The sequence below is a fragment of the Actinoplanes sp. NPDC049265 genome, from assembly GCF_043197135.1.
Lineage (GTDB): Bacteria > Actinomycetota > Actinomycetes > Mycobacteriales > Micromonosporaceae > Actinoplanes.
Map to the genome: position 1 here is coordinate 109,153 of NZ_JBICSP010000010.1, position 26,804 is coordinate 135,956.

At 70.0% G+C, this 26,804-nt stretch carries 21 protein-coding genes; 15 read left to right on the forward strand and 6 right to left on the reverse strand.

Annotation, left to right across the window (positions count from 1 at the left end; genetic code table 11):
• Positions 1–86: 86 nt before the first annotated feature.
• Positions 87–863 carry a deoxyribonuclease IV gene (locus tag ACGFIO_RS23775; protein WP_392828690.1) on the forward strand — a complete coding sequence of 259 codons (777 nt, stop codon included), beginning with the start codon at positions 87–89 and terminating at the stop codon, positions 861–863.
• 22 nt (positions 864–885) lie between these two features.
• Entirely contained in the window at positions 886–3,168 is a 2,283-nt protein-coding gene (locus tag ACGFIO_RS23780; protein ID WP_392828692.1) for a hypothetical protein, read from the forward strand.
• A 43-nt stretch (positions 3,169–3,211) separates the two neighbouring features.
• On the opposite strand, the gene ACGFIO_RS23785 is transcribed toward ACGFIO_RS23780, so the two are convergent.
• The 3 genes from ACGFIO_RS23785 to ACGFIO_RS23795 form a co-directional block, all read right to left on the reverse strand.
• Positions 3,212–4,681, reverse strand: a complete 1,470-nt coding sequence (locus ACGFIO_RS23785; protein ID WP_392828694.1) for a glycosyltransferase family 87 protein — start codon at positions 4,679–4,681, stop codon at positions 3,212–3,214.
• 86 nt (positions 4,682–4,767) lie between these two features.
• Positions 4,768–7,308 (reverse strand): transglycosylase domain-containing protein, encoded by a 2,541-nt coding sequence (locus ACGFIO_RS23790; protein WP_392828696.1) that lies wholly within the window; start codon positions 7,306–7,308, stop codon positions 4,768–4,770.
• 371 nt (positions 7,309–7,679) lie between these two features.
• Positions 7,680–8,117: a DUF5318 domain-containing protein gene (locus ACGFIO_RS23795; protein WP_392828697.1), complete on the reverse strand. Its 438-nt coding sequence runs from the start codon at positions 8,115–8,117 to the stop codon at positions 7,680–7,682.
• A gap of 152 nt (positions 8,118–8,269) precedes the next feature.
• Here ACGFIO_RS23795 and ACGFIO_RS23800 point away from each other — a divergent pair, with 152 nt between their 5' ends.
• Both ACGFIO_RS23800 and ACGFIO_RS23805 read left to right on the forward strand, forming a co-directional pair.
• Positions 8,270–8,878 (forward strand): PadR family transcriptional regulator, encoded by a 609-nt coding sequence (locus tag ACGFIO_RS23800; RefSeq protein ID WP_392828699.1) that lies wholly within the window; start codon positions 8,270–8,272, stop codon positions 8,876–8,878.
• Positions 8,879–8,898: 20 nt separating this feature from the next.
• Positions 8,899–9,978 carry an inositol-3-phosphate synthase gene (locus ACGFIO_RS23805; RefSeq protein ID WP_392829019.1) on the forward strand — a complete coding sequence of 360 codons (1,080 nt, stop codon included), beginning with the start codon at positions 8,899–8,901 and terminating at the stop codon, positions 9,976–9,978.
• A gap of 428 nt (positions 9,979–10,406) precedes the next feature.
• On the opposite strand, the gene ACGFIO_RS23810 is transcribed toward ACGFIO_RS23805, so the two are convergent.
• Together ACGFIO_RS23810 and ACGFIO_RS23815 are read right to left on the reverse strand one after the other, a co-directional pair.
• Positions 10,407–10,868, reverse strand: coding sequence for a methylated-DNA--[protein]-cysteine S-methyltransferase (locus tag ACGFIO_RS23810; RefSeq protein ID WP_392828701.1), 462 nt, complete (start codon positions 10,866–10,868; stop codon positions 10,407–10,409).
• Positions 10,869–10,889: 21 nt separating this feature from the next.
• On the reverse strand, positions 10,890–12,317 hold the full coding sequence (locus ACGFIO_RS23815) for a CCA tRNA nucleotidyltransferase (protein ID WP_392828703.1): 1,428 nt from the start codon (positions 12,315–12,317) through the stop codon (positions 10,890–10,892).
• Between the two features lie 49 nt (positions 12,318–12,366).
• Here ACGFIO_RS23815 and ACGFIO_RS23820 point away from each other — a divergent pair, with 49 nt between their 5' ends.
• From ACGFIO_RS23820 to ACGFIO_RS23855, 8 genes are all read left to right on the forward strand, one after another.
• Positions 12,367–13,239 (forward strand): hypothetical protein, encoded by an 873-nt coding sequence (locus ACGFIO_RS23820; protein WP_392828704.1) that lies wholly within the window; start codon positions 12,367–12,369, stop codon positions 13,237–13,239.
• A 307-nt stretch (positions 13,240–13,546) separates the two neighbouring features.
• Positions 13,547–15,637 carry a murein biosynthesis integral membrane protein MurJ gene (gene murJ, locus ACGFIO_RS23825; protein ID WP_392828706.1) on the forward strand — a complete coding sequence of 697 codons (2,091 nt, stop codon included), beginning with the start codon at positions 13,547–13,549 and terminating at the stop codon, positions 15,635–15,637.
• A gap of 106 nt (positions 15,638–15,743) precedes the next feature.
• On the forward strand, positions 15,744–17,363 hold the full coding sequence (locus ACGFIO_RS23830; protein ID WP_392828708.1) for a protein kinase family protein: 1,620 nt from the start codon (positions 15,744–15,746) through the stop codon (positions 17,361–17,363).
• Positions 17,364–17,391: 28 nt separating this feature from the next.
• Entirely contained in the window at positions 17,392–18,057 is a 666-nt protein-coding gene (gene sigM / locus ACGFIO_RS23835) for an RNA polymerase sigma factor SigM (RefSeq protein ID WP_392828710.1), read from the forward strand.
• Positions 18,054–19,061 (forward strand): hypothetical protein, encoded by a 1,008-nt coding sequence (locus ACGFIO_RS23840; RefSeq protein ID WP_392828712.1) that lies wholly within the window; start codon positions 18,054–18,056, stop codon positions 19,059–19,061. Before sigM ends, ACGFIO_RS23840 begins: the two co-directional genes overlap by 4 nt.
• A 139-nt stretch (positions 19,062–19,200) precedes the next feature.
• A complete protein-coding gene (gene trxB / locus ACGFIO_RS23845; RefSeq protein ID WP_392828714.1) occupies positions 19,201–20,160 on the forward strand; it encodes a thioredoxin-disulfide reductase in 960 nt (319 codons plus the stop codon).
• 16 nt (positions 20,161–20,176) lie between these two features.
• Positions 20,177–20,500 (forward strand): thioredoxin, encoded by a 324-nt coding sequence (gene trxA / locus ACGFIO_RS23850; RefSeq protein ID WP_392828716.1) that lies wholly within the window; start codon positions 20,177–20,179, stop codon positions 20,498–20,500.
• A gap of 136 nt (positions 20,501–20,636) precedes the next feature.
• Complete coding sequence (locus ACGFIO_RS23855; protein ID WP_392828718.1) at positions 20,637–21,944, forward strand: N-acetylmuramoyl-L-alanine amidase; 1,308 nt, start codon at positions 20,637–20,639, stop codon at positions 21,942–21,944.
• A 46-nt stretch (positions 21,945–21,990) separates the two neighbouring features.
• On the opposite strand, the gene ACGFIO_RS23860 is transcribed toward ACGFIO_RS23855, so the two are convergent.
• Positions 21,991–22,653 (reverse strand): GNAT family N-acetyltransferase, encoded by a 663-nt coding sequence (locus tag ACGFIO_RS23860; RefSeq protein ID WP_392828720.1) that lies wholly within the window; start codon positions 22,651–22,653, stop codon positions 21,991–21,993.
• Between the two features lie 143 nt (positions 22,654–22,796).
• Between ACGFIO_RS23860 and ACGFIO_RS23865 the strand changes: the two genes are divergently transcribed.
• The 3 genes from ACGFIO_RS23865 to ACGFIO_RS23875 form a co-directional block, all read left to right on the forward strand.
• The gene (locus ACGFIO_RS23865) at positions 22,797–24,095 is read left to right on the forward strand and encodes a PLP-dependent aminotransferase family protein (protein WP_392828722.1); all 1,299 of its coding nucleotides are present in this window, start codon (positions 22,797–22,799) and stop codon (positions 24,093–24,095) included.
• 1,237 nt (positions 24,096–25,332) lie between these two features.
• Positions 25,333–26,376: a D-alanine--D-alanine ligase gene (locus ACGFIO_RS23870; RefSeq protein WP_392828724.1), complete on the forward strand. Its 1,044-nt coding sequence runs from the start codon at positions 25,333–25,335 to the stop codon at positions 26,374–26,376.
• Positions 26,377–26,557: 181 nt separating this feature from the next.
• Positions 26,558–26,804 (forward strand): hypothetical protein (locus tag ACGFIO_RS23875; RefSeq protein WP_392828726.1); only part of this gene is annotated, 247 nt, incomplete at its 3' end.

A 26,804-nucleotide genomic window follows, 5' to 3' on the forward strand; every position in this document is an offset into this window, starting at 1 on the left:
CCGTTAACGAGAGGTCGCGCGGCCCGGTGACGCCGTCGCGCGCACACCGTCGGGCTCCTGTCGTACCGGCGTCGTAGGCTCGACCCATGCGCATCGGAGCTCACGTCGACCCGGCCGACCCCCTCGCCGCGGCCGCCGACCGCAAAGCGGACGCGGTGCAGTTCTTCCTGACCGATCCGCAGGGATACAAGACGCCCCAGCCCCGCTCCGACGCCGATGCGCTGCGAGCGTCCGAGGTGGACGTCTACATCCACGCTCCGTACATCGTGAACGTCGCCACCCAGAACAACCGGATCCGCATCCCCAGCCGCAAGTTGATGATGGCGCACGCCCAGGCGGCCGCCGCGCTCGGCGCGAAAGGCCTGATCGTGCACGGCGGTCACGTCGGCGCCGGCAACGACCTGGCCGCCGGTTTCGACAATTGGCGCAAGGCTTTCGAGTACGCGGAAAAGGACGGCGGCCTCCCGCTGCCGGTGCTGATCGAGAACACCGCCGGCGGCGACAACGCGATGGCCCGCACCTTCGACAACCTGGCCCGGCTGTGGGACGCGGTGGGCGGCTTCGGGGCGGGTTTCTGCCTCGACACCTGCCACGCGCACGCCGGCGGCGAAGAACTCCTCGGCATCGTCGACCGGGTCAAGGCGATCACCGGCCGGGTCGATCTGATCCACGCCAACGACTCCAAGGACGCCTTCGACAGCGGCCGCGACCGGCACGACAACCTGGGCAGTGGAAAGATCGACCCGGAGTTGGTGGTGGCCGTGGTCCGAGCGGCGGGCGCACCGGTCATCGTGGAGACTCCGGGCGGCGTCGAGGGCCAGTCGGCCGACATCGCACTGCTGCGCGAGCGCGCGGGCAGCTGAGCAGACGTCCCGGGGGAGACGGATGACGACGGACGAGCCCTCGCCCGGCGGGGCGGCCACTCCTGAGCAGCCCACGGCTCCGGCCGGCGAGCCAGCCGAGCCGAAGCGGGCCGTCGGCGAGACCAAGGTCGACCTCGAGGCCGTTCCGCCGGCTCCGGCCGCTCCCGGCCGCCGGGGGATCGGCGCGTTGGCGCGCCGTCTCATCGGCGGCGCCGGGCGGGTGCCGGTCGGTCCACAGGGGAGCAAGGGGCCGGGCGCCTTCACCGGCGAGATCAAGGGGGCCGGGGTCATTCCCGCCGGGCCGGAGGGGTCGGCGCGGATCGGCGCGCCGCCGGTGGCGCAGTCGCTGAGCGAGGTCGACCGGGCCAACGCCGGCCTGATCGAAAAGTCCCCGGCCGACGACAAATCCGCCGAGGCGCCGGCCGAGGAGAAGGTCAAGGACGAGAAGGCCAAAGAGAAGGCTGAGAAGGAAAAGACCGGGAAGAAGCGGAAGAAGGCGCTCACCGACGAACGCCCGGCCGACGCCCCACCCGACCCGTGGTCGGCCTTCGCCGCCACCACCGAACGCGCCCCCGGCCGGATCCGCCGCGCCGTCCGCCGGGTCGGCCGGGCCTTCCGCAGCGAGTACGCCCTGGTCATCTACGCCGGCCTGGTCCTCGCCGTCGCCCTGACCTGGCCCGCCCTGCAATATCCCCTGCACACCACGCCGCACGAGCTCTACGACCCGGCCCGCCAGGCGTGGCAGATCGCCTGGGCCGGACACGCGCTGCTGACCGATCCGGCCCAGCTGTGGCAGTCCAACGCGTTCTATCCCGAGCACAACAGCTTCGCCTTCGGTGACAGCCTGCTCGGCTACGCCCCGGCCGGGATGCTCGGCTCCGGCCCCGACGCGGCCGTACTGCGCTACAACATCCTGTTCGTCCTGGCCCACGCCCTGCTCTTCATCGGCGGGTACGCGCTGGTCCGCCAGCTCGGCGCGGGCAAGACCGGTGCCGCCGTGGCCGCTGTCGCCTTCGCCTTCGCGCCGTGGCGGCTGGCCCAGGAGGGTCACCTCGACATCGTGTCGGCCGGCGGGATCCCGCTGGCCCTGGCCCTGCTGGCCCGAGGGCACGGCTGGTCGATCCGGTGGGGCTTCCGGCCGGCCCGGCGCCACACGGGCTGGGTGGCGGTCGGCTGGCTGGTGGCGGCCTGGCAGGTCAGCCTCGGGTTCACGCTGGGCATCCCGTTCGCGTACGTGCTGGCCGGTGTGGTCCTGCTGATCCTGCTCGGCGTGCCGTTGCGGTGGTGGCGCCGGCACCGCAAGCGGAAGCGGCCGGTGCTCGGCTGGAAGGTGTGGATCGCCGACCTGCTCGGCGTGACGATCGTGGCGTGCATCGGCGCGCTGATCGCCATCCCGTACGCCCGCGTGCCGGCCGGCGGCCCGGCCGGCACCGAGATCACCTTCTTCTCCGCGCCGTGGCGGAGCCTGCTGATCGCCCCGGCCGAGTCGCGGATCTGGGGTGGCGCGCACGAGGTGCCGCGGGCGGCGCTGAGCTGGCCGTCCGAGATGGCCCTGCTGCCCGGGTTCGCGTTGTACGCGCTGGCGCTGGCCGGGTTGGTCTTCTCGGTGTGGCGGTGGTGGCAGCGGCTGATCCTGGTCGCCGGCCTGGCGATCAGCGTGATCCTGACCATGGGCACGTCGTTCCTCGGCGGCAAGTGGAGCTATCTGCCGCTGTTCGGGCATTACCCGGCGTCGTTCGGCACCCGGGTGCCGGGCCGGCTCATGCTCTGGGTGACGTTGCTGCTGGCGATCCTGGCCGCGGGGGCGGTGGCCGACTTCGTCCGGCGGGCCGAGCACTGGGCGTCGCACCGGATCCCGCCGTTCCCGGGCCCGTGGCTTCGGCTGGCCACCTTCGTACCGCTGCTGCTCGTGCTGACCGAGACGATCGCCGCGACCCCGCACCCGGTGCAACCGGACCAGCCGGCGGTGCTGCGCAACGAGAGCGTGCCGACCCTGGTGCTGCCGACCGCCGCCGTGGGCGACCAGATCGCGATGCTGTGGTCGACGTCCCGGTTCCAGCCGCTGGCCAACGGGACCGGCGGGTTCGCGGCGGCCGGCCAGGCCGAGCTGCGGCAGGCGGTGACCTCGTTCCCGGACCAGGCGAGCATCGACTACCTGCGGCGAGCCGGCATCCAGACGGTGATCCTGGACCGTTCCCGGGTGACCGGCACGGCCTGGGAGCAGGCCGGCGACGTCCCGGTCGACACCCTGGGCATCCGCCGCGAGGACGTCGACCAGGAGACCGTGATCTTCCGCCTGAACTAGGCGTGCTTCGCAGTCCAGCCGGGGGGCGAAACCGTCCGAGGCATCATGCGGGGGTGGCGGGCGTCGGCTTGCGCAGGAAGCGGGAGCGGAAGTCGGCGATCCACGGCGCGTCCGGGGCGGCGTCCAGGATGCCGCCGTCCGGGTCGTCGGCGTACGACTCGCGCACCGCGTCCAGCCGGGGCCGCCAGATCTCCCGGATCACCAGCCCGCAGAGGATGCCGACGGTGGCCAGGCGCAGCCCCGAGGCCAGCACGAACGTACCCTCGGGAATCACCGGTTTGCCGCCGGCGCCGAGCAGCTCGGCGTAGAAGGCCGCGAAGTATCCGACCTCGGCTACGGTCCAGGCCAGGATCGCGCCCCAGCGCGGCCGGGCCAGCACGACCAGCGGCAGCAGCCAGAGCACGTACTGCTGCGACCAGACCTTGCTGAAGATCAGGAACGCGGCGACCACCAGGAACGCGACCTGCGCCAGCCGGGGGCGGCGCGGGGCGAGCAAGATGAGCAGGGCAATGCCGGCGCAGGCGAGGAAGAACAGGCCGTAGCTGAGCCAGTTCAGCACCCCGACGTGGTCGCTCAGCCACTGGAACGGGCCGAGGTCGCCGTCGACGCCGGTGTTCCACTTGGTGTCGAGGAACCGGCCGACATACCAGATCGTGCCCCAGTCGACCGGCCGGCTGGTGTTCAGGTTGAAGAACCGCAGCCAGCTGTCCGGCCACAGCAGCAGGACCGGGACGTTGACGACGACCCACACGCCGACGGCCGCCGCGATCGCGTACCCCCACTCCAGCACGCGTCTCGCCCGCAGGGCCAGGATGAGCAGCGGTCCGAGGACGAACAGCGGCCACAGTTTGGCCGCACCGCCCAGGCCGATCAGGATGCCTGCCAGCACCGGATGTCGGCGGGTCCAGGCCAGGATGCCGAAGGCGTACAGGCCAATGGCCAGGAAGTCCCAGTTGATGGTGGTGATGAGCAGCAGGATCGGTGACAGCGCGAAGAGCGCGACGTCCCAGGGCCGGCGTCGGCGCAGGGCCAGCATCACCCCGGCGGTGGCGACGGCCAGGGCGCCGAGCACCAGCGCGTTGGCGTCGTAGAACCAGGTGCCCTGATTGATCGACGGGTTCGCCCGGCCGAGCGCGTGCACCGGCAGGCCGATGGCGCCCATCAGGAACCCGGTGACCACGGGGTATTCCACCGCGTGGTCGCGGTAGGGCACCTTGCCCTCGTTGAGGCCCTCGGCGTAGTACAGCGCCAGCACGTCGGTGTAGCAGAACCGCGTGTACTGCATGTTGTTCTGCCAGTCGCCGTCGCGGCAGGGCGTTTTCTGCACCCAGTGCAGGGCCAGGGTCAGGCAGCAGAGCGCGAGCACGATGCGTGCGGCGGTCCAGAACCGGCCGGGCCGGGCGTTCGGGTCGGCGGCGTGTGCGCCGAGCGGGCCACCGATCGCCTCGGACAGGCCTCGGATGAACGCGTCCGACCCCGCGGACTTCTCGAGGTGATCAGGCTCGGTGCTCATGACTTGGCATCATGCCTCATGAACCACACGAAAACGGCGCTCGCCCCCGGCGATGCGGGGACGAGCGCCGTCAGGTATCCGGGCCGCTAGTCGTTTTCGTTCTGTTGGCCGCCGCCACCCTGCTCGGTGTTGTCACCCGGGTTGTTGGTGCCGCCCCCCGGGTTGTTGTTTCCACCCCCGGGGTTGTTGTTGCCGCCGCCCGGGTTGTTGTCGCCGGGGTTGTTGTTGCCCGGGTTGTTGTTACCGCCCTGGTTGTTGCCGCCGGGGAGGCCGGGGATGTCGATGCCGCCCTGGTTGCCCTGGTTCTGGTTGTTGTTGCCGTCCTGGCAGGCCGGGCCGAGGATCGCGCACGGGTCCTGCGGCTTCTCGTCGGGCAGGCCGTTGCCCTTCTTGTTCGGGTCACCGACCTTCTCGTCCGGCGGGAAGTCGTCGTGCTTGGCGTTCATCGCCTTGTTGGCCAGGTCCATGAAGACCTTCCAGGTCTCTCCCGGTACCGAACCGCCGGTCATGCCCTTCTTGCCGTTCGGCGTGGAGTAGATGGGAAGGGGCTGCATCTGGTTGCCCTTCTTCTTCTCCCGCCCGATCCAGACCGACGCCGCGATGTGCTTGGTCGCGCCGACCCACCAGGCGTCACCGTTCTCGCTGGTGCTGCCGTCCTTGAACTCCCAGGTGCCGGACTTGCCGATCGCGTCGTAACCGTCCTTGAGGTTGCGGTGGTTGTGATCGACGATCTCGCCCATCACGTGGTCGATCGCCGCCACCACCTTCGGATCGAAGGCTTCCTTCTTGACGACCTTCTCGTTCTGCAGGGTCTCGAACTGGCCGGTCTCGTTGTTGCGCTTCTGCACCGACTTGACGAAGTGCGCCTTGATGTAGGTGCCGTTGTTGGCCAGCGTGGCCACGCCGTTCGCGTGGTCGAGCGGCGTGATCGCGTACTGCCCGTACCCGACCTCGTTGCCGAGGTTCTTGCGCAGCTCGCTCTCGCTGGCCTTGCTCAGGTCCATCCGGCCGTCCTGGCCGGTGATGAACTGGATGCCGGCCTTGTGCGCGGCCTCCGCCACCTTGTCCGGGCCGAGCGCCGCGGCCAGGTGGTAGAAGGGGAAGTTGTACGACTGGATGGTGGCCACGTCGAGCGGGCACCGCCGGTCGTCACAGAGCAGGCTGTTCCGGCTGGAGTTGTTGATCGCGTCGCCGCCGACCTTCTTCGCCTTCGAGTCCCACTTGGTGTCGAAGCCGTACCCGTCGCTCAGCGCGGCCAGCAACGTGTAGATCTTGAAGGACGAGCCCGGCGGCCGACCGCCACCGATGAAGTCGCCGGAGTCGTTGTAGTTGGGCCCGGCGTAGTCCCAGCCGACCCCGTCCGGTCCGCCGTAGTAGGCCATCACCTGGCCGTTGTCCGGGTTCACGGCGACCAGCGCGGTCTTGTAATTCGCGTCGAAGTCGTGCAGCGGCGAGTCGTCGCTCTTGCGGTTGGCCGCGGTCTCGGCCGCCTTCTGCACGTCCTGGTTGATCGTGGTGGTGATCCGCAGACCACCCTTCTTCTGGTCCTCGTCGCTGACGCCCATGGCCCGCAGTTCGGCCTTGACGTACTTGACGATCTTGCCGGTGGCTTTGTCGTTGCCGCACGCGGTGCGGCAGGACTCCGGGTCGAACTTCACCAGGGTCTTGGTCGGGTACGCGGCCGGCATGTCGGCGGCCTTGAGCCAGCCCTTCTCGACCATGTTGTTCAGCGTGTAGTGCCAGCGCTCCTGGGCCGCCTGCATGTTGTTCTGCGGGTCGTAGCCCTTGTGCCCGGCCGACGGCTCGGGCTGCTTGATCACCGAGGCGATGACCGCGGCCTCGGCCGGCGTGATCGCGCCCTTCTTGCCGGGCGGGGTGATCGACGAGCGGCTGGGACCGAAGTATGCCTTCACCGCGGCCTCGATGCCGTACGCGCCCCGGCCGAAGTACACCGAGTTGAGGTACCGCCCCAGGATCTCGGGCTTCTTGTAGTGGTCCTCCATCTTGCGGGCGATCACCGCCTCGCGCAGCTTGCGGTTGTAGCTGATCTCCTTCAGCTCCGCCGCGTGCCGCGCGTACTGCTGGGTGATCGTCGACGCGCCCTGCGTGTCACCGCCGGTGAAGTTGTTCCACGCGGCGCGCAGGATGCCCTTCATGTCGATGCCGTGGTGTTCGAGGAAGTTCTTGTCCTCGGCCGCCATCACGGCCTCGCCGATGACCGGGTTGATGCTCTGGTACGCAACCAGCTGCCGGGTCGTGTTACCGACCGTGGCCAGCTGTTTCCCGTCCGCCGTCAGCAGCTGGGTGACCTGGTCCTCGGCCTTGGGCTCGGTCAGCTGCACGTCGTCGAAGAACCACGTGCCGGCGACCACACCGCCGCCGAGCAGGATGACCACGATCGCCGCGGCGGCGGTCAGGATGTTGGCGCGGCGACGCTTCTTGGCCGCCTTGCTGGGGTCCTTGCCGCCTCGGCCGCCTCCGCCGCCGGGCGCGATGCCGGGGCCGAGCTCGTCGTAGGCCGGGCCTGGGCGCACCGCGGCGCGGGCCACCGGGGCGCCGCCGACGGCCGCCGCACCCACCGAGGCGCGCGCCCCGACACGAGCGGAGCCGACGGAGGCCGAGCCCACCGGCGGACGGCCGTTGGGAGGGGCGCCCACCGGGACGCGGCCGCTGTTTCCGCCCACGGAGGCCGAGCCACTCACGCCGGCGCGGCCGGAGCCACGCCGATAGGCGTCAGGCGTGGGTGCAGGCCCGGACCCGGGCACACTGGCCCGGGCACGCGCGGACTGCGGATCGCCGTACGAGTTCATCGGTCACACCTACCGGTCATGGTGCCGCGCCCGGGAAGCCCTGGAGGGGCCGCCGCGGGCAACGCCACAGACTGACGTCATGGGCTGCGCAGCCGCAGCCACCCTGTCGGATGTCCAGAATGACCGATTCCGGCGCTGGATGCCCGTACCGGTCTCAAACGTGTCCACGTTAGCGAGGGCCGAACGGTTCATCGACGGCCCTCCCATCGGTGTGACGTCGAACCCGCCGCGGCCGCGTCCCGGCCGGGCTCGTCGGCGTCGAGGGCATCCCGCCCCAGCAGGAACTGCTCGGTCAGGTGGTTCCACGAACAGGACTGGCACACCTCGACCACGAACACCTGGAACTCACGCAACGTCATCGCCAGGACGGGCAGTTCCGCGAGTTTGCGGGCCTGCCCGGCGGACTGCTTGAGCTCGTCGCCGTAGATGTAGTGCACCAGTGTGAGGTTGTCGCGGCGGCAGACCGGGCAGCGGTCCTCGGTCGGCTCGCCGTGGAACCGGGCGGCGTTCTTGAGGTAGGGACTGGCATCGCACACCTCGAGCGTCCCGACGCGCCCGTTGTGCAGGTCACGCAGCAGCGCTCGCTTCTGAAGCGAGTAGTCCACCACCTGCCGCTGCGTCCGCACGGCGTAGAGAGTACGCGGTCACTACGGGGGAGGCGACAGTCATCACTTTCGGTGGCGCCGTGGTCGCGTACACATGACTTGCTTGCCGTTTGCTACGGCCCGGCCTAACGTTGCGATGTATCGGGCCGATACATCGGAGAGGGGTGACCGGGATGATCGAGCTGGCCATCCTCGGCCTCCTGCAGGAAGCGCCGATGCACGGTTACGAGCTGCGCAAGGAACTCGCCACCAAGCTGGGCACCATTCGCGCCGCGATCAGCTACGGGACTCTCTATCCCACGCTCAAGCGCCTCCAAACCGCCGGCTGGATCACCACCGCGGGGAATGCCGACGTGGCCGAGGCGCCGCCGATGACCAGCAAACGCGGCCGGGTCGTCTACAAGATCACCGCCGAGGGCAAGGAACGGTTCGCCGGCCTGCTCGCCCAGGCCGGTCCCGAGACGTACGACGACGCCGGCTTCGGCGTGCACTTCGCCTTCTTCGCCCGGACCGACCGGGCCACCCGGCTGCGGATCCTCGAGGGTCGCCGCCGCCGGGTCGAGGAGCGTCGAGAGGGGCTGCGTGAGGTTCTCTCCCGGGCCTCCGACCGGCTCGACGCCTACACCCTCGAACTGCAACGACACGGACTCGACGCCTGTGAGCGCGAAGTCCGCTGGCTGGAGGAGCTGATCACGAATGAGCGCTCCGGCCGGTCCCCTTCCGGGCGTGCCGGAGAGGACCACACCCCCGCAGATCCGGGCCCGCCTGAGGACCGGCCGTGATGACCAAGGAGGCAAACGCGATGGGCTCCGTCCGCGTCGCCATCGTCGGTGTGGGTAACTGCGCCTCGTCCCTTATCCAGGGCGTCGAGTACTACCGCAACGCCGACCCGACCGACCGCGTCCCCGGTCTCATGCACGTGAAGTTCGGTGACTATCACGTCGGAGATGTGACGTTTGTCGCAGCGTTCGATGTGGACGCCAAAAAGGTGGGCATGGACCTCTCGGAGGCGATCGTCGCCAGCGAGAACAACACCATCAAGCTGTGCGACGTACCCCCGACCGGCGTAACCGTCCAGCGTGGACCGACCTTCGACGGCCTGGGGCAGTACTACCAGGAGATCATCGACGAGTCGGCCGCCGAGCCGGTGGACGTGGCCCAGGCCCTGCGTGAGGCCGAGGTCGACGTCGTCGTCTCGTACCTGCCGGTGGGTTCCGAGCAGGCCGACAAGTTCTACGCCCAGGCAGCCATCGACGCCGGCTGCGCGTTCGTCAACGCTCTGCCGGTGTTCATCGCGTCCGACCCCGAGTGGGCGCAGAAGTTCACCGACGCCGGCCTGCCGATCGTCGGCGACGACATCAAGAGCCAGGTCGGTGCCACGATCGTGCACCGCGCGCTGGCCAAGCTGTTCGAGGACCGCGGGGTCGAGCTGCTGCGCACGTACCAGCTGAACTTCGGCGGCAACATGGACTTCATGAACATGCTGGAGCGCACCCGCCTGGTCTCCAAGAAGATCTCCAAGACCCAGTCGGTGACCAGCCAGATCCCGCACGAGATGGTGAAGAGCGACGTGCACATCGGCCCGTCCGACCACGTGCCGTGGCTCGACGACCGCAAGTGGGCGTACATCCGCCTGGAGGGCCGCAGTTTCGGCGACACCCCGCTGATGGCCGAACTCAAGCTCGAGGTGTGGGACTCACCCAACTCGGCCGGCGTCATCATCGACGCGGTCCGCGCGGCGAAGATCGCCAAGGACCGCGGCATCGGTGGCCCGATCCTGAGTGCCAGCTCGTACTTCATGAAGTCGCCGCCCGAGCAGTACAACGACCACGACGCCAAGGCCGCCGTCGAGGCCTTCATCAAGGGCGAGGTCGAGCGCTAGACTTTCGCGCATGACGCCTCCGAGGGGTCGGGCCACTAGCTCGGCCCCTCGTGTCGTTCGCCCCGCCGTGCCGCCCCCGGCCGGGTCGCAACCCCTTCATCCCAAAACCCTCTTGATGGGTACGCTCGCCAGCGCTGTATTACTGGTGTCGGTGGCGGCCGCATGCGCCCGACCTGGCAACACGCCCCCGCGCACTCCCGGAGTCGTCATCGTGACCGGCGCAGCCTCCGTCGAGGCGTCCCTCACCCGCCCCGACATGACGGACTACCTCACCCCACTGCCCGCGAGCCCGCCACCGTGCATCCCCAACTCGATGCTCGCCCGCGAAATCCCAATCACCCCCAGCGGCACGGTATTGGCCCGGCCGCCCTGCCGCCGCTGATCCGACCGCGCGGCATCCGGTCAGCGAGCACCGCCGCGACTGCAGGTCATATGCCCCAGGAGCGCTCGAGGGCGACTCGCGCCTCGAGCTCCAGCAGCTTCCGTTTGCGCTCCAGCCCACCGCCGAACCCGACCATCTTGCCCCCGGCCCCGACCACCCGATGGCACGGGACGATGACCGGCACCGGATTGTGGTTGCACGCCGTCCCCACGGCCCGGGACAAGCCGACATCGCCCAGCGTCGTGGCGATATCGCCATAGGTGACCATCTCGCCGTACGGAATCTTGGCGATCTCGGCCCACACCGACCGTTCGAAGTCCGACCCACCGCGCATCTCCACCGGCAACGCGAAATCGGTCAGCTCCCCGGCGAAGTAGGCCCGCAGCTGATCGGCCGCCGGACCGTTCCCGTCCACCGGCCCGGACGCGGCGAACCGCACACCGACGACGGTCTCACCCTCCACCGAGACGCCGAGCGGACCGATCGGCGACTCCACCACGAGATGCATGCCGCCGATTGTGCTCGGGCCCTACGACAAGTTTTGGTCCCGGGCCCACTTCATGAGTTCCGCCTCGGCCTCGTCCCGGTTCAGCGGGCCGCGCTCCAGCCGCAGGTCCTTGAGGAACTTCCAGGCCTGGCCGACGATCGGGCCGGGCGGCACCCCGAGCAGCTCCATGATCGCGTTGCCGTCGAGGTCGGGGCGTACCCGGGCCAGGTCCTCCGCGGCCGCTATGCGGTCGATGCGCTCCTCCAGCGCGTCGTAGTCGGCGGCCAGTTGCGCCGCCTTGCGCCGGTTGCGGGTCGTCACGTCGGAGCGGGTCAGCTTGTGCAGGCGGGGGAGCAGCGGCCCGGCGTCGGTGACGTAGCGGCGTACCGCCGAATCGGTCCACTCGCCCCGCCCGTACCCGTAAAAGCGCAGGTGAAGAGCGACCAGCTCGACCACGTCGGAGATCACGTCCTTGGGGTAGCGCATCGCCTTCATGCGCTGTTTGGTCATCCGCGCGCCGACCACCTCGTGGTGGTGGAAGCTGACCCGCCCGTCCCGGCCGACGTCCTTGGTGGCCGGCTTGCCCACGTCGTGCATCAGGGCGGCCATCCGCAGCGTGAAGTCCGGGCCGGTTTCGCCCTCGAGCCGGATCGCGTTCTGCACCACGATCAGCGTGTGCTCGTACACGTCCTTGTGCTGGGCGTGCTCGTCGATCTCGAGCTTGAGGCCGGATAGCTCGGGCAGGAAGCGGTCGGCCAGGCCGGTGTCGACGAGCAGCCGCAGGCCGGCGACCGGATCGGCGCCGGTGAGCAGCTTGGTGAACTCGTCCCGGATCCGCTCGGCGGTGATCCGGTCCAGGTCGGTGGCCATGTCCCGCATGGCCGCGACGACCGGTTCATCCACGGCGAATCGGAGCTTCGACGCGAACCGGGCGGCCCGGAGCATCCGAAGTGGATCGTCGCCGAACGAGAGCGAGGGCGCGGCGGGGGTACGGATCCGGCCCGCGGCGAGATCCCGCAGGCCACCGTACGGATCGGTGAACTCGTGCCCTGGCACGGACACCGCCATCGCGTTGATCGTGAAGTCTCGTCGCTGCAGATCGTCGAGCAGGTTGTCGCCGTACGTGACGATCGGGTTGCGGGTGACCCCGTTGTACGCCTCGGCCCGGAACGTCGTGATCTCGATCCGCAGTCCGTCCTTCTGCACCCCGATCGTGCCGAACTCGCGCCCCGTCTCCCAGATCGCATCCGCCCAGCCCTTGACCACCGCCAGCGTCTGCTCGGGCCGGGCGCCGGTGCAGAAGTCGAGGTCGTCGCCGAGCCGCCCGAGCAGCGCGTCGCGCACCGACCCACCGACCAGGTGCAGCTCATGGCCGGCGGCGGCGAACCGACGCCCCAGCTCATCGGAGACGGGAGAGACGCGCAGCAGTTCCGCGACGGCGTTACGCTGCGCCGAGTTCAGTACAGACATGGGACGACCAGCGTATCGGTCGTGGCGGCACCGGCCCGAAGCGGGCAGTATGGGCGCTGTGCCCGTTGCCGAGCTGCTCCGCCTCAGTGAGGACCCGGCGTTCTGGGCCACAGTCCTGACCGGCGACCGCGCCGACCTGCCCCCGCTTCGCGTCTCGTTCCCCGTTGTCGGCGGCTACGCCCTGGTCTTCGAGGCCGACCTGGCCGGCGGTGAACGCGCCCTCGGCTTGCGCGGCCCCGCCCACAGCGAGCCGATCCAGCTCGGCTGGACCGCCCCCGGACTCCCGCTGCCGGTCGCGCTGCGGTGGTGGGAGCTGGACCTCTGCGCCCGCGTGATCGCCTTGGAGGACCCGACCCTGCCACACCCCGGCCTGGTCGTCGCCCTGCTGTCCCCCTTCGCCCCCGAACAGCCCGAGGACAACCCCCAAGAGATCGCCGCGGTACGCACCGCCGCGTACCGATCGCTCCTGCGCCCACCCCCCGGCCCGGCCCTGCCCGACCCCCGCCGCGAGCCCCCGCTCCCTCTCTTCACCGACGCCCGCTGGTGGCCGTCCCCCCGCGTCCTCGACGACGCCGCCATCGCCGCCTACCTGTCCGCCGACCAGCCCAGAACCGACGTCCGCTCCGGCCACCGCTTCCCCCAGTCCGACCTCGACCGCATGCTCCAGCTGGCCGACCGGCGCCTCACCGAGCTGGCCCAAGACCCTTCCTTCGCCGAGGTACGCCGCCCAGCCCGCGAAATCGCCGAATCCGGCGACCTGACCGACGTGGCCGACCTGGTGCGCGTCCTGACCGAGTCGGGCTGCGACCACCCCACAGTCCTGGACGCCTTGAGCGAGCCGCTGGTCCCGGCCGAAGCCTCCTGGATGGTCGAAACCCTGGCCGGAGCGGCCCCCGGCACCGTTCTGCGCCGCAACCTCTAGCACCGCCTCTTCTTCCACACGGCAGCGGGCCTGTGGACAACGTGCCGTCCCGTCCCTTCGGCGAGCTACGTTCCTGCCCACCCACTGGGGCGGGGGACGGTGGCGGCGCGCGGGGGTGCGGTGCGATTTTCGCGATTGCGAGGCGGTTGGCAAGAGGGGCGAGGGCGGCGGGCGGGGGTGCGGTGCGATTTTCGCGATCGCGAGGCGGTTGGCAAGAGGGGCGAGGGCGGCGGGCGGGGGTCGGGGAAACGGGGGACAGCGCGACGGCTCTAGGCTTCGCAACGATGGACGAGCAGGGGAGGACAGCGTGACCGGCGGCCTGTACCGCAGCTCGCACGCCGAGCACGAGGACGGCCCGCCCGAGGCGACCTACGTCCGCCCGAGCGACCGGGACGAACTCGCCCAGGCCGGTCCGCCCGGCCACGACCAGCCCGGCCACGACCAGCCCGGCCACGACCAGCCCGGCCACGACCAGCCCGGCCACGACCAGCCCGGCTACAACCAGCCCGGCCACGACCAGCCCGGCCACGACCAGCCCGGCTACAACCAGCCCGGCCACGACCAGCCCGGCTATGACCAGCCCGCCTACAACGACGCCGGCGACCCTGGGCAAAGCGGCCAAGCCGGAAACATCTACGCCGCCGGGGCCCGACACGAAACGGGTTATGACGCCCACCGCGAGCCCCCGGCCGGCTTCCCCGCGCACATCGAGGACAGCGGCATAATCCCGGCCGAATCCCCCGCGCCCGGCGTGGTGGCGTCCGAGGAAGGCGCCCTCCCGCCCGAGGAACCCGGCCCGGGCACCACAAAGCAGAGCGCCATCATGGCCGTCTGGAGCTTCGTCAGCCGGATCATCGGTTTCGTCCGGAACGCCCTGGTCGGCATGACCTTGGGCTCGGCGGTGGGGGACGCCTACACGAGCGCCCAGTTCCTCCCCAACCAGATCTACGAGCTGCTGCTCGGCGGCATCCTGAGCAGTGTCCTGATCCCGACGCTGGTCCGGCGTAAGAAGGCCGACGCGGACGGCGGGCAGGCGTACACCCAGAAGCTCCTGACCTTCGCCGTGATCAGCCTGGGCATCGCGACGGTCCTGGTCACCCTGGCCGCCCCGGTCGTCACCTGGATCCAGTCCGGTGGCAGCACCTCGGCCGAGTACCGCGACCTGGTCACGATGTTCGCGTACCTGATGATGCCGATCATCCTGTTCACCGGCCTGTCCGCGCTGATCGGCGCCGTGCTCAACGTACGCGGGCATTTCGCCGCTCCGATGTGGGCGCCGATCCTGAACAGCGTGGTCGTGATCGCGGCCTGCGGCGTCTTCCTGTTGTTCTTCAACAGCCCGGACGGCCTGACCATCGCCGCGATGACGCCGGCCCGGGTCGCGGTGATCGGCGGCGGCACCCTGCTCGGCATGGTCGTGCAGGCGCTCGGGCTGCTGCCGGCGCTGCGCAAGGTCGGTTTCGCGTGGAAGTGGAAGTGGGACCCGCGCGGTCTCGGGCTGGGCGAGATCGGGCAGCTGGCCGGCTGGATGCTCTGTTATGTCGTGGTCAACCAGATCGCGGTGTTCGTGGTGGTCCGGGTGCTCAGCGGCGTCTCCGGCAACGACAACGCGAGCACGCTGGCCTACAACTACGTCTACCTGCTGACGATGATGGCGCACGGGATCATCGGCGTGTCGGTGATGACGGCCCTGCTGCCGAAGATGAGCGCGGCGGCGGCCGAGGGCCGGCTGGCCGATGTCAGCGCGGATCTGCGCCGCGGCATCCGGCTGGTGACCACCGCGCTGGCGCCGATCGTGGCGGTCTACGCGGTGCTCGGTGTTCCGATCGCGGTCACGCTCTTCCAGGGTGGCAACTTCAGTTTCGATGCCGCGTACGCCACCGGCACCGTCCTGATCGCCGGTTCGCTGGTCGTGCTCCCGTTGTCGATCAGCTATCTGTGCACCTACGCCTTCTATTCGCTGCAGGGCAACAAGACGGTGGCGCTGATCAACATCCCGGTGGTGGCCCTGCGCATCGTCGGTTATCTGGTGCTGGCCAAGCTGCTTTCCGCCTCGATGGCCGCGGCCGGGATGACGGCGGCCAACGCCGTCTCGTACGCTCTGTCCGCCGTCATCTCGCTGAGCGTCCTGCGCCGGCGGATCGGCCGGCTCAACCTGGGCTCCCTGGTTGCCGCGATGCTCAAGGTCGTGGTGGCCGCGGCGGTGGCTGGTGGGCTCGGCTGGTTCGTTGTCCGCCTGCTGCCCGGCGGGGGTGCTCCCGACCGTCTCGAGGCCTTGCTCCAGCTGGCCGTGGGCGGCGTGGTCATCCTGATCGCGTATCTCGGCGTCGCCGCCGCGCTGCGTGTACCGGAGATCGGCCAGGTTGTTGGGACGGTTCGTCGCAAACTTGGCCGTTGACGGGTGTGTACAAGCTGTGGATAACTTTCTGATCGGATAGTTCAGCTCCGCCATTCGGACGAACCACCCCAGCCAGGGCATTGTTTGGCGCGGCCGCGCCAGGGGGATGACCTGTGGGCCGCTGGCGGCGTGCGGGTATGGTCGCTCTGGACACGTGTGCACCACCGAGGGAGGACGGGTGACCCAGGTCGGCGAAGGCCAGGAGACCACGGCCGATGAGGCCGGTCCGGTCATGACCTTCGGTGCACCCACCGTCGGTGAGATCCTGGCGGAGCGCTACCAGCTCGAGGAACACGTCAACAACGACAGCGCCGGCCGTCAGGTGTGGCGCGGTGTCGACGTGATCCTGCGCCGCCCGGTGGCGGTCGTGCTGCGCTATCCGGGTGGCGACTCGGCCACCGAGATGCTTCAGGCCGCGGTCGCCGCGAGCCGGGTGATCCACCCCAACCTCTGCGGCGTGTACGACGCGATCGACGAGGGCCAGCGGGCGTACGTGGTCCGCGAGTGGGTCGACGGCGAGGCGCTGCGCGACATGATCGCCGCCAACGGGCCGCTGGACCCGCCCCGCGCCACCGCGATCGCCCACTCGATCGCCGACGCGCTGGCCGCAGTGCACGCCACGGGCATGGTCCACGGCAACGTGCACCCCGGCACGACACTGATCGCCGACGACGGCCGGGTGGTGCTGGCCGACGCGCGCGCCGACTCCGCCGACACCGTCGAGGGCGACGTGCGGGCGGTCGGTGGCCTTCTCTACTACGCGCTCACCGGCACCTGGCCGCATGACGAGCTCGGCCAGTCGGCGCTGCCCGACGCCGACCGCGACGCCAGTGGCGTCCTGCCCGCGCCGCGCACGATCCGGGCCGGCGTCCCGGCCTACCTCGACGATCTGACCATGGACCTGCTGGACAAGCGGGTCGCGGCACCCGAGGCCGACGCCTTGGCGGCCGAGCTCGACCGGCTCGACTCGGCCGACGACGACTACGAAGATGTCGGTCCGCTCCGCTTCGCCCAGGCCACCGCGGCGACCGAGCCGGTCCGCAACAACCGCAAGATCATCGTCGGGGTCGGCGCGCTGGTCGTGATCGCCCTGATCGGCTTGATCTTCGGCATCCGGGCGATCAGCAATTCCGGCAAGCCCAACCCGTCGCAGACCAACCAGGCCGGCGCCGCGCCGGCCGGCCAGGACGGCGACCAGCAGCCCCAGGGCACTCAGGCCGAGGCCCCGGCTCCGCAGAAGATCCCGCTGACCGCCGACATGGTCCGCATCGTCGACCCGCCCGACGGCGACCGGGTCGACAAGGGCGAGGCCAAGCTCACGGTCGACGACGACCCCGAGTCGGGCTGGGAGACGCAGCGCTTCAACCAGTCCAACTTCGGCAACTTCAAAAAGGGCATGGGCGTCCTGATCCACCTGAGGGAGCCGCACTCGATCGCCGACGTGCGGGTCGAGACGCTGACGGCCGGCGCTTCGATGGATGTCCGGGTCGGCACCACCGACTACGGCGACAACACCGAGGGCGACAAGCAGATCGTCGAGAAGTACAAGAAGCTCGGCGAGGCCGGCGGCAGCAAGTCCGACGGCACCAAGTCGATCTTCGCGGTCTTCGACCCGGACCAGAAATACCAGTACATCCTGGTCTTCGTCACCGATCTGCCCAAGGCCGACGACGGCAGCGGCAAGTACAAGCTGGTCATGAACAACCTCGAGCTCTGGGGCTACTGACCGGGCGCGCCCGGGCGGGACTCGCAGCGTGACCACGGGTGGCACAGCCGAGGGCGTGAGCGACGCCGACCTTCTGCGGGCCCACGTCGACGGTGACCCCGAGGCGTTCACCGAGCTGGTCCGCCGGCATCGCGACCGGCTGTGGGCGGTGGCCCTGCGCACCGTGGGCGACCGTGAGGAGGCCGCCGACGCGGTCCAGGACGCGCTGCTGTCGGCCCACCGCGCCGCCGCCCGGTTCCGCGGCGACGCACAGGTCACCACCTGGCTGCACCGCATTGTGGTGAACGCCTGCCTGGACCGGGTCCGCAAACGCCAGGCGCATCCGACGGTGCCGCTACCGGACGGCCGGCACAGCGACGACGGTGGCGCGGCGTCCGGCCCCGAGCCGGCCGCTCCGGCCCACGACCACGAGACCGCGCTGCTGGTCCGGCAGGCGCTGGCCGAGCTGCCGGTCGAGCAGCGGGCCGCGCTGGTGCTGGTGGACGTACAGGGCTACCCGGTAGCCGAGGCCGCCGACATCCTCGGCGTGGCGGAGGGCACGATCAAGAGCAGATGCGCGCGCGGCCGGGCCCGGATGGCCCTGCAACTCGGCCACCTGCGCAAGGGAGACGACGGTCACGGGAACCATCAGGCGACCAGCAGCGTCCCATCCGGGTCGGTGCGCGCGACGTCCGAGGGGAAGGAGAGCCGATGACCGCGGACGAGTTCGGCACGGTCGACGTCGACCTGCTGGCCGACTACATCGGCGACGCCTTGGACGGCCCCGAGCAGGAACGCGTGGCCCGGCTGGTGGCCGAGGACCCGGAATGGCGGTCGGCCTTCGCGCTGCTGTCGCCCGGGATGGGCTCGGTGTCGGCCGAGCTGGGTGCGATGGGTGCGGCCGCGGAGCCAATGCCCGAGACCCTTTGGGTACGCCTGTCCGATGCGTTCAGCGTGCCGCCGGCCGCGGCCTCCGACCCGCCCGTCGAGTCGCCGGTCGCCGAGCCGTCGATCATCGATCCCGCCCTGGCCACGCCGACCGCCCCGCATCTGGCACCGGTGCGTGGCGATCGGCATCTGGTCTCCGTACCCACCGGCCGGTCTTCTGACGGCAAGCCCTCATCACGCCGGCGGCGCCTGCGCTGGGCCGCACCCATCGCCGCGGCCGCGGGTGTTGTCGCCTTCGCCGGCCTGGGCGCGAGCTATCTGAGCGGCAACAACAGCGCCGACGACGCCACCTCGAGCGCGGGCTCGGCGCAACTGCCGCTGAACGCCCCCGAGGCCGCGCCGGCCCAGGTCGGCGGCCTCACCGGTGAGCAGATCACAGCCAGCGGCGTCGACTATTCGGAGCGGTCGCTGCGCGCGGCGAATCCGATCCCGCCGGCCGACCCGATGATCGCCACCGACCAGGGCGGCTCGGCCGACGGCACCCAGCGGTCGCAGAAGTCGGCCGAGTCGAGGCCCCTGATCGCCAGCGATCCCGCGTTGAGCCGGCTGACCGCCCGGGACGCGTTGGCCGCCTGCCTGCACGCGATCGCGGTGGAGAACGCCGGTGGCCCGATCACGGTGCAGACGATCGACTACGCCCGATTCGCGGGGGCGCCGGCGCTGATCGTGCGCTTCACCGCCAACGGCGTCGCGCAGGCCTGGGCGGCCGGCCCGGATTGCGGCGCGCCCGATCGTGGCGCGCAGGCTGTCCGCCGCGTCCGGGTAGGCTGAGAGACCCTGGATTTCCCAGTTCGTGACGCCGGACACCGGCGTGTTCCGGACGGGAATGGCGTGTCCCTACTCTGACGTTCTAGGGTGCGGATTCGCCGGGGTGTGTGCCCCGGCGGCGACAAGATTTGAGGAGTCGGCAGTGGACGAGGTCCGAAACCTGATCATCATCGGCTCGGGACCGTCCGGCTACACCGCGGCGCTGTACGCGGCCCGTGCGAACCTCAAGCCGCTGGTCATCGAGGGCGTCCAGTCCGGTGGTGCGTTGATGACGACCACCGAGGTGGAGAATTTCCCCGGGCACCCCGACGGCGTCATGGGCCCCGAGCTCATGGACAACATGCGCAAGCAGGCCGAGCGGTTCGGCGCAGAGTTCTTGACCGACGACGTGACCCGGGTCGAGCTGGGCGAGAAGGTCACCGAGCCGGGTGCCGAGGGTCTCAAGACGGTGTACGTGGGCAAGACCGAATACTTCGCCCGCGCCGTGATCCTGGCCACCGGTTCCGCCTGGCGCCCACTCGGCATCCCCGGCGAGCAGGAGCTGCTCGGCCACGGCGTGTCGTCCTGTGCCACCTGTGACGGGTTCTTCTTCCGCAACCAGCACATCATCGTGGTCGGCGGCGGTGACTCGGCGATGGAGGAGGCCACCTTCCTCACCCGGTTCGCCGAGACCGTGACGATCGTGCACCGCCGCGACTCGTTCCGCGCCAGCAAGGTGATGGCGGCCCGGGCGCTGAACAACCCGAAGATCAAGGTCGAGTGGAATTCGGTCGTCGAAGAGATCCTGGGCGACGACGGCAAGGTGGCCGGTGCCCGCCTGCGCAACACGGCGACCAACGAGACCAAGGTGCTCGACGTGACCGGGGTGTTCGTGGCGATCGGCCACGACCCGCGCAGCGAGCTCTTCAAGGGCCAGATCGAGACCGACGACGAGGGGTACGTCAAGGTCGACGCCCCGAGCACCCGGACCAACATCCCCGGCGTGTTCGCCGCCGGTGACCTGGTCGACCACACCTATCGGCAGGCCATCACCGCGTCCGGCACCGGCTGTGCGGCCGCACTGGACGCCGAGCGCTTCATCGCTTCTTTCGTCGAGCTGTAAATCAGGAGGTCCTCTCGTGGGAGCAACCAAGGCGGTCACCGACGCCACGTTCGTCAGTGACGTACTCCAGTCCGATAAGCCGGTGCTTGTCGACTTCTGGGCCGAGTGGTGCGCGCCGTGCCGCAAGATCGAGCCGCTGCTCGTGGAGATCGCCGCGGAGATGGGCGACAAGGTGGAGATCGTCAAGCTGAACATCGACGAGAACCCCGAGACGGCCCGCGCCTACCGCGTCATGTCGGTGCCCATGCTGACCGTGTTCAAGGGCGGCGAGCCGGTCAACTCGGTGAACGGCGCCAAGCCCAAGGGCGCCCTGATCAACCTGATCGAGTCGGCTTTCTGATCTCGCCACACGACACCCCGCGCTCGGCCGGAGCGCGGGGTGTCGTTTTTTGGTGCCCCACGCGGTTATCGGGACGGCTGTGATTGGGTAGTACGCTCCGGACGGTTGCCCCCTTCGAGCTTGAGGAGTCGCCCTCGTGCGTGCGATCCGACGTGGAGAGACCGGACCGGCAGTCGCGGAGATCCGATCGATCCTGGTCCAGCTCGAGTTCCTCACCGCTGACGCGCCGGCCGGCTCCTTCGACGCCGGCTCCTTCGACGCCGGCACTTCCGACGCCGGCACTTTCAAGGCCGACTCTCTCGACGCGGGCACCTCCGACGCCGGTTCTCCTGACGCCGGCTCTCGCGACGCCGGCTCTCCCGACACCGACGCTTTCGACACCGACGCTTTCGATGCCGAGGCTGAAACTGCGGTGCGCGCGTTCCAGCAGAGCCGCGGCATCGGCGTCGACGGCATCGTGGGGGCGGAGACCTGGGCCGCGCTGGAGGGTGCCCGGTGGACGCTGGGATCGCGGACGCTCTTTCACTCCGTACCCAATGCTCTGGTTGGTGAAGATGTCAGCGCGTTGCAGGAGCGGCTGTTGGAGATGGGGTACGACAGCGGCCGCGCGGATGGCATCTACGGTGCCCGGACGGCCCGGGCCGTGGCCCAGTTCCAGCGTGAGGTCGGTCTCACCAGCGACGGGTCGTGTGGACCGCAGACCATGAAGGCGCTGCGCCGGCTCGGCCGCAAGGTGGTCGGCGGCCGGCCGCAGTGGTTGCGCGAGGCCGAGGCGTTCCGGCACTCCGGCCCCAACCTGGTCGGCAAGACGATCGTCATCGACCCCGGGCACGGCGGTGGGGACGACACCGGCGTGGTGGTTCCGGACGGTCCGCTGCGCTGGACCGAGGCCGACCTGGTGTACGACGTGGCCGCGCGCCTCGAGGGCCGGCTGGCCGCGGCCGGCATGCGGGTGCATCTGACCCGGGGGCCGAAGCCGGCCGAGCCGATGAGCGGGGCGCAGCGGGCCGAGCTGGCCAACGGGCTCGGCGCCGACCTGCTGATCTCGCTGCACCTGGATGAGAACAGCAACCCCGACGCGGGAGGCGTGGCGGCGTACCACTACGGGACGGGCAGCGGTTTGACGTCGACCGTGGGGGAGCGGCTCGCCAATCTGGTGCAACGAGAGATCGTCGTCCGTACCGGGATGGAGAACTGCCGCGTACACGCCAAGACGTGGGAGCTGCTGCGGCTGACGCGGATGCCGGCCGTACGCGTGGATCTGGGCTATCTGACATCGCCCAAGGACCGTGACCGGCTGGTGAACCCGCTGTTCCGCGAGCAGCTGGTCGAGGCGATGCTGGCGGCGGTACAGCGGATGTACTACCCGGTGGAGAACGACGTGCCGACCGGCTCGATCGACGTGCGTCAGCTGCGCATGGCGATCGCCTCCCGGCGTTCCTAGCCCTCCGTTCTTTCCCGCGCCGGCTCGCGGGGAATCTTCGGTGCGGTCAGCTTTCGCTGCGGGTTGCCGCGGCCGGCCGCACCGGGCGGAGGAGGGCTTCCGGGCTCATCGAGCCGAGCAGCTTCTCCAACGCGTATTCGACGTCGGACTTCCAGGACAGGGCGGTGCGCAGCTCGAGACGCAGTCGCGGATAGCGCGGATGCGGGCGTACCGTCTTGAATCCCACCGAGAGGAAGAAATCGACCGGCGCGACGCAGCCCTCTTCGCCCTCGCCGGCCTCGCCGAACTTCGCGTCACCGAACGCCTCGATCGCCTTGACCCCGCGCTTGGTCAGATCGCGCGCGACCCCTTGGACGAGCATCCGCCCGAGCCCGCCGCCGGCGAACGCGGCCACCACATGCGAGGTCATCAGCAGGACGGCGTCGGCGCTGACCGGGCTGGTCGGGAAGGCCATCGAACGCGGCACGTAGGCCGGCGGCGCGTACATCACGAATCCCGCCGGCATCCCGTCGACGTAGGCCAGCTTTCCGCAGGAGCCCCACTCGAGCAGCGTCTGCGAGACCCAGGCTTCCTTTTCCAGCCCCGGATCACCGGAGGCGCACGCTCGCTCGGCCGACACCGGGTCCAGCTCCCAGTAAACGCACTGGCGGCACGGTCTCGGCAGATCCTCGAGCGTGTCGAGGGTCAGATTGACCAGGCGTCGCGACATGGACGGGACCCCTCAACGTCGGCGGACATCCGGTCGCTGATCCTACGCTTCCCACTCCTTGATCGACCTCTTAATGAACAGGCTTACGAGTGGGTCGGGTGATTAGCATGGGCCCTTTCTGACTCTTGTTTGGGGTGACTCGCATGACCGGTACCACACAGGACGACTACACCGACCGCTATGCGCGGCGGGTCCGGGGGATGACCACCTCCGAGATCCGCGCCCTGTTCGCTGTGGCCAGCCGGCCCGAGGTGGTGTCGCTGGCCGGCGGTTCGCCGTACATCGCCGCCCTCCCGCTCGACGCGGTCGGCGAGATGCTCGGCAAGCTCGCGACCGAGCAGGGCACGACGTCACTGCAGTACGGCATCGGCCAGGGCACGGTCGAGCTCCGCGAACGCATCTGCGAGGTGATGGAGCTGTCCGGGATCCACGACGCGTCCCCCGACGACGTGGTGGTCACGGTCGGCGGGCAGCAGGCGCTCGACCTGGTGTCGCGGCTGTTCCTGGACCCGGGCGACGTGGTGCTCGCCGAGGGGCCGACGTATGTCGGCGCACTCGGCGCGTTCCAGGCAGCCCAGGCACAGGTGCGGCACGTGGCAATGGACGCCGACGGCCTGATCCCCGCCGCATTGGTCGAGGCGCTGACCGCAGCCGACGGACGCGCCAAGTTCCTCTACACGATCCCGACCTACCAGAACCCGGCCGGCGTGACCCTGTCCGAGTCGCGCCGCGAGGAGATCCTGGACATCTGCGCCGAGCACAACCTGCTCGTGGTCGAGGACGATCCCTACGGGATGCTGAGCTTCGAGGGAGACGCGCCGCTGCCGCTGCGCGCGCGCCGCCGGAGCGGGGTCTTCTACCTGAGCACGTTCTCCAAGACCTTCGCCCCCGGCTTGCGGGTGGGTTGGATCCTGGCCCCTCATGCGGTACGCGAAAAGCTCGTGATGGCCTCAGAGGCGGCGATCCTCTGCCCCAGTGCGTTCGCTCAGGGGGCCGTGACGCAGTACCTGTCGACCATGCCGTGGCAGGAGCAGATCAAGGTCTATCGCGAGGTGTACCGCGAGCGGCGTGACGCCCTGTTGTCGGCCCTGACCGACATGATGCCCGAGGGTACGACGTGGACAACGCCGGCCGGCGGCTTGTTCGTCTGGGCCACCCTCCCCGAGGGCCTCGACTCCAAGGCAATGATGCCCCGCGCGATCGCCGGCCGCGTGGCCTACGTGCCCGGCACCGGCTTTTACGCGGACGGCACCGGAACACAGAACATGCGCCTCAACTTCTCCTTCTCATCGCCGTCTCGCCTCCGCGAGGGCGTGCGCCGCCTAGCCGGCGTGATGGAGCACGAGTTGGCAATGCGCTCCATGTTCGGTGTCCCGTCCTCAGCCCCCCGCCGCCGCACCGGCACTGCCGCAGCCGACGCTCCCGGCCCCGACTTGGCATGACCAACCCCGCACCCTCGACTTCACGTGATTTCGTTTCACGTGAAACATGCGAGCGGGGCAGCGTTTCCCGCCGTCGACTCACCGAGCCGGCGGCGGGCGCCCCCCTTCCTCCCGAGACGGTCGGTCGACGCTCACTGGGAACCAGGCCGGCTAGCCGTTCGCGATCGACAACCTGCCCCTCGCCCTCGAACTGGCCGCACGCCTGCGCCACCTCCCGGTCGAGGCCGCATATCCGCAACAGCGCAGCTGTCGGTCGAGTTGGGCGAATCAAGCAGCCGACGACGGCCGCCCGGGCGGTCCGCCTGGGCGTCTCGGGGCTAGGGGTTAGCGCCGCCCGACCTCGCCCGGCGGTCCGCCGTCGACCCCCGGAGCTGGGGGCGACCGAGCCTCGTGAGGCGATCCGTTTCAGCGAGCCGAGCGCCAGCCGGTCTACCGAGGCGATCGGCCGTCGACCCCAGGCCCGGGTGCTGGGCGCCAGCCAGCCCCACAAGGCGGCCCGCCGTCGACCCCAGGCCCTGGTGCTGGGCGCCAGAAAGCCTCCCAAGGCGGTCCGCCGTCGACTCCAGGGCCCGGCGCTGAGCGCCAGCCAGCCTCCCAAGGCGGTCCGCCGTCGACCTCAGGGCCCGGCGCTGAGCGCCAGCCAGCCTCCCAAGGCGGTCCGCCGTCGACCTCAGGGCCCGGCGCTGAGCGCCAGCCAGCCCCTCAAGGCGGTAGGAACCGGTGACCGGCCACCCATCCCCTTGCCGGCACCGCATGGCCTCGCCTTTCCTGGCCCTCAACTCGACTTCGATCGGATCCCACGTCCACCGTGGACCTTGATCAGCGGCTCCGATCCCTCGCTGCTCCAACGCATTCGCCGTGGACATTTCGGACAGACATCTGGTGGCACCTGGAGCAGCCCAAAGTCGCAGTCCACGTCGGACCTCGGGCGGCAGCGGGTTCCGTCGTTCCACCACGAGGCCTCAACCGAATCTCTCGCCCCAGAAGTCACACCCGATCGGTTCTGGTGCCGGCCGCAAGCGGCATCCCCACCGCGACAGCCGATATCCCCGCGTGCTCGGACCTCGCCGCGGCCAGCCACTAGAGTGGCCGCGGCCGGCTCCAGCACTTCAGCCGACACAGTCCGCACCGAACCGCTCGTCGGTCTGCCCGCAATCTTCCGCCATCGAGAGCCGCGGCAACTTTCTCTGTCCGAGCCGACCGCGACCTTGCCGCACCGAGCGCCGAAAGGCCACCGATGACCAGCGCCTCCGACTCGACCGCTTCGACCAGTGACGCCGCACCGACCGGTCAGTCGCCCGCCGTGGACGACAGGACCCGCCGCGATCCGGCCGATCTCCAGGTGCTGGTGCTGGCCGGCGGCCTCTCCTATGAGCGGGATGTTTCCCTCCGCTCCGGCCGCCGCGCCCTCGACGCCCTGCGCGGTGCCGGGATAGCGGCCGAGATGCGTGACGCCGACACCGCGCTGCTGCCTTACCTGGAGGCGGACCCACCGGACGCGGTCGTTGTCGCTTTGCATGGCGCCACCGGTGAGGACGGCTCGCTGCGCGGCGTGCTGGACCTCTGCGGCGTACCGTACGTCGGCTGTGACGCCGTGGCCTCCCGCCTGGCCTGGGACAAACCGTCGGCGAAGTCGATGCTCCGCGAAGCGGGTATCCGCACCCCGGACTGGGTCGCCCTCCCGCATGATCGTTTCTCCGAACTCGGCGCCGTAGCGGTCCTCGACCGCATCGCGTCACGGCTGGGCCTGCCGCTAATGGTCAAGCCGGCGCAGGGCGGCTCCGGCTTGGGCGCGTCGGTGGTCCGGGAGGCGTCGGCGCTGCCGGCCGCGATGGTGGGCTGTTTCGGGTACGACTCCACGGCGCTCGTCGAGCGCTTCATCCCCGGCACCGGCGTGGCGGTCTCCATCGTCGACCTGGGCGATGGCCCTCAGGCCCTTCCCGCCGTAGAGATCGTTCCCCATAACGGCGTGTACGACTACGCCGCCCGCTTCACCGCGGGCCTGACAACCTGGCACGCGCCGGCCCGCCTGGACCCTTCGGTGACCGCCCTGGTGGCGGAGACGGCACTGGCCACCCACCACGCCCTCGGCCTACGCGACCTCTCCCGCGTCGACTTGGTGGTGGACCCCGACGGCAACCCCCACATTCTCGGCGTCAACGTCTCGCCCGGCATGACGGAGACGTCTCTGCTACCCCTAGCCCTGCAGGCCGCCAACCTCAACTTCGGCACGATCCTCAAATCTTTGGTGATCCGCGCCGCAACCAGGTCCGTCCGCTGAAAGCCTTCTGAGTCCTTCTCAGCCGAGCGGCACACCAGTCGCCCTTTGTTGAGGGCGCCTCAGTTGCGCGACGTCGAGCAGCGTCCCAGCCGTCCGAACAGACGCGACCCGCCCGGCCGACGACACGGGGCGCACCACCTGTGCGCGTCCACCCGGGTACGAGCCCGACCGGCTGGGCCCGGTGCAGGCGGCCGACGGTGGCAGCGAGCACCGCCCGACGGTTTTAGCGAGCGGGACCCACCCCGATCGCCCAACGAACGCGACTCATACGCCCGACGACACTCGCCGCACCAGCCGACCCGGCAACAAGCAGCGCACCAGCCGACCCGGCAACAAGCAGCGCACCAGCCGACCCGGCAACAAGCAGCGCACCAGCCGACCCGGCAACAAGCAGCGCACCAGCCGACCCGGCAACAAGCAGCGCACCA

Excerpts from the sequence above, each read along its gene's own strand:
- ACGFIO_RS23840 (WP_392828712.1), top strand. The coding sequence starts at position 18,054 with ATGACCGCGGACGAGTTCGGCACGGTCGACGTCGACCTGCTGGCCGAC.
- ACGFIO_RS23785 (WP_392828694.1), bottom strand. The coding sequence starts at position 4,681 with ATGAGCACCGAGCCTGATCACCTCGAGAAGTCCGCGGGGTCGGACGCG.
- ACGFIO_RS23830 (WP_392828708.1), top strand. The coding sequence starts at position 15,744 with ATGACCTGTGGGCCGCTGGCGGCGTGCGGGTATGGTCGCTCTGGACAC.
- ACGFIO_RS23800 (WP_392828699.1), top strand. The coding sequence starts at position 8,270 with ATGATCGAGCTGGCCATCCTCGGCCTCCTGCAGGAAGCGCCGATGCAC.
- ACGFIO_RS23810 (WP_392828701.1), bottom strand. The coding sequence starts at position 10,868 with ATGCATCTCGTGGTGGAGTCGCCGATCGGTCCGCTCGGCGTCTCGGTG.
- ACGFIO_RS23775 (WP_392828690.1), top strand. The coding sequence starts at position 87 with ATGCGCATCGGAGCTCACGTCGACCCGGCCGACCCCCTCGCCGCGGCC.
- ACGFIO_RS23805 (WP_392829019.1), top strand. The coding sequence starts at position 8,899 with ATGGGCTCCGTCCGCGTCGCCATCGTCGGTGTGGGTAACTGCGCCTCG.
- ACGFIO_RS23820 (WP_392828704.1), top strand. The coding sequence starts at position 12,367 with ATGGGCGCTGTGCCCGTTGCCGAGCTGCTCCGCCTCAGTGAGGACCCG.
- ACGFIO_RS23780 (WP_392828692.1), top strand. The coding sequence starts at position 886 with ATGACGACGGACGAGCCCTCGCCCGGCGGGGCGGCCACTCCTGAGCAG.
- ACGFIO_RS23860 (WP_392828720.1), bottom strand. The coding sequence starts at position 22,653 with ATGTCGCGACGCCTGGTCAATCTGACCCTCGACACGCTCGAGGATCTG.
- ACGFIO_RS23815 (WP_392828703.1), bottom strand. The coding sequence starts at position 12,317 with ATGTCTGTACTGAACTCGGCGCAGCGTAACGCCGTCGCGGAACTGCTG.
- ACGFIO_RS23865 (WP_392828722.1), top strand. The coding sequence starts at position 22,797 with ATGACCGGTACCACACAGGACGACTACACCGACCGCTATGCGCGGCGG.
- ACGFIO_RS23870 (WP_392828724.1), top strand. The coding sequence starts at position 25,333 with ATGACCAGCGCCTCCGACTCGACCGCTTCGACCAGTGACGCCGCACCG.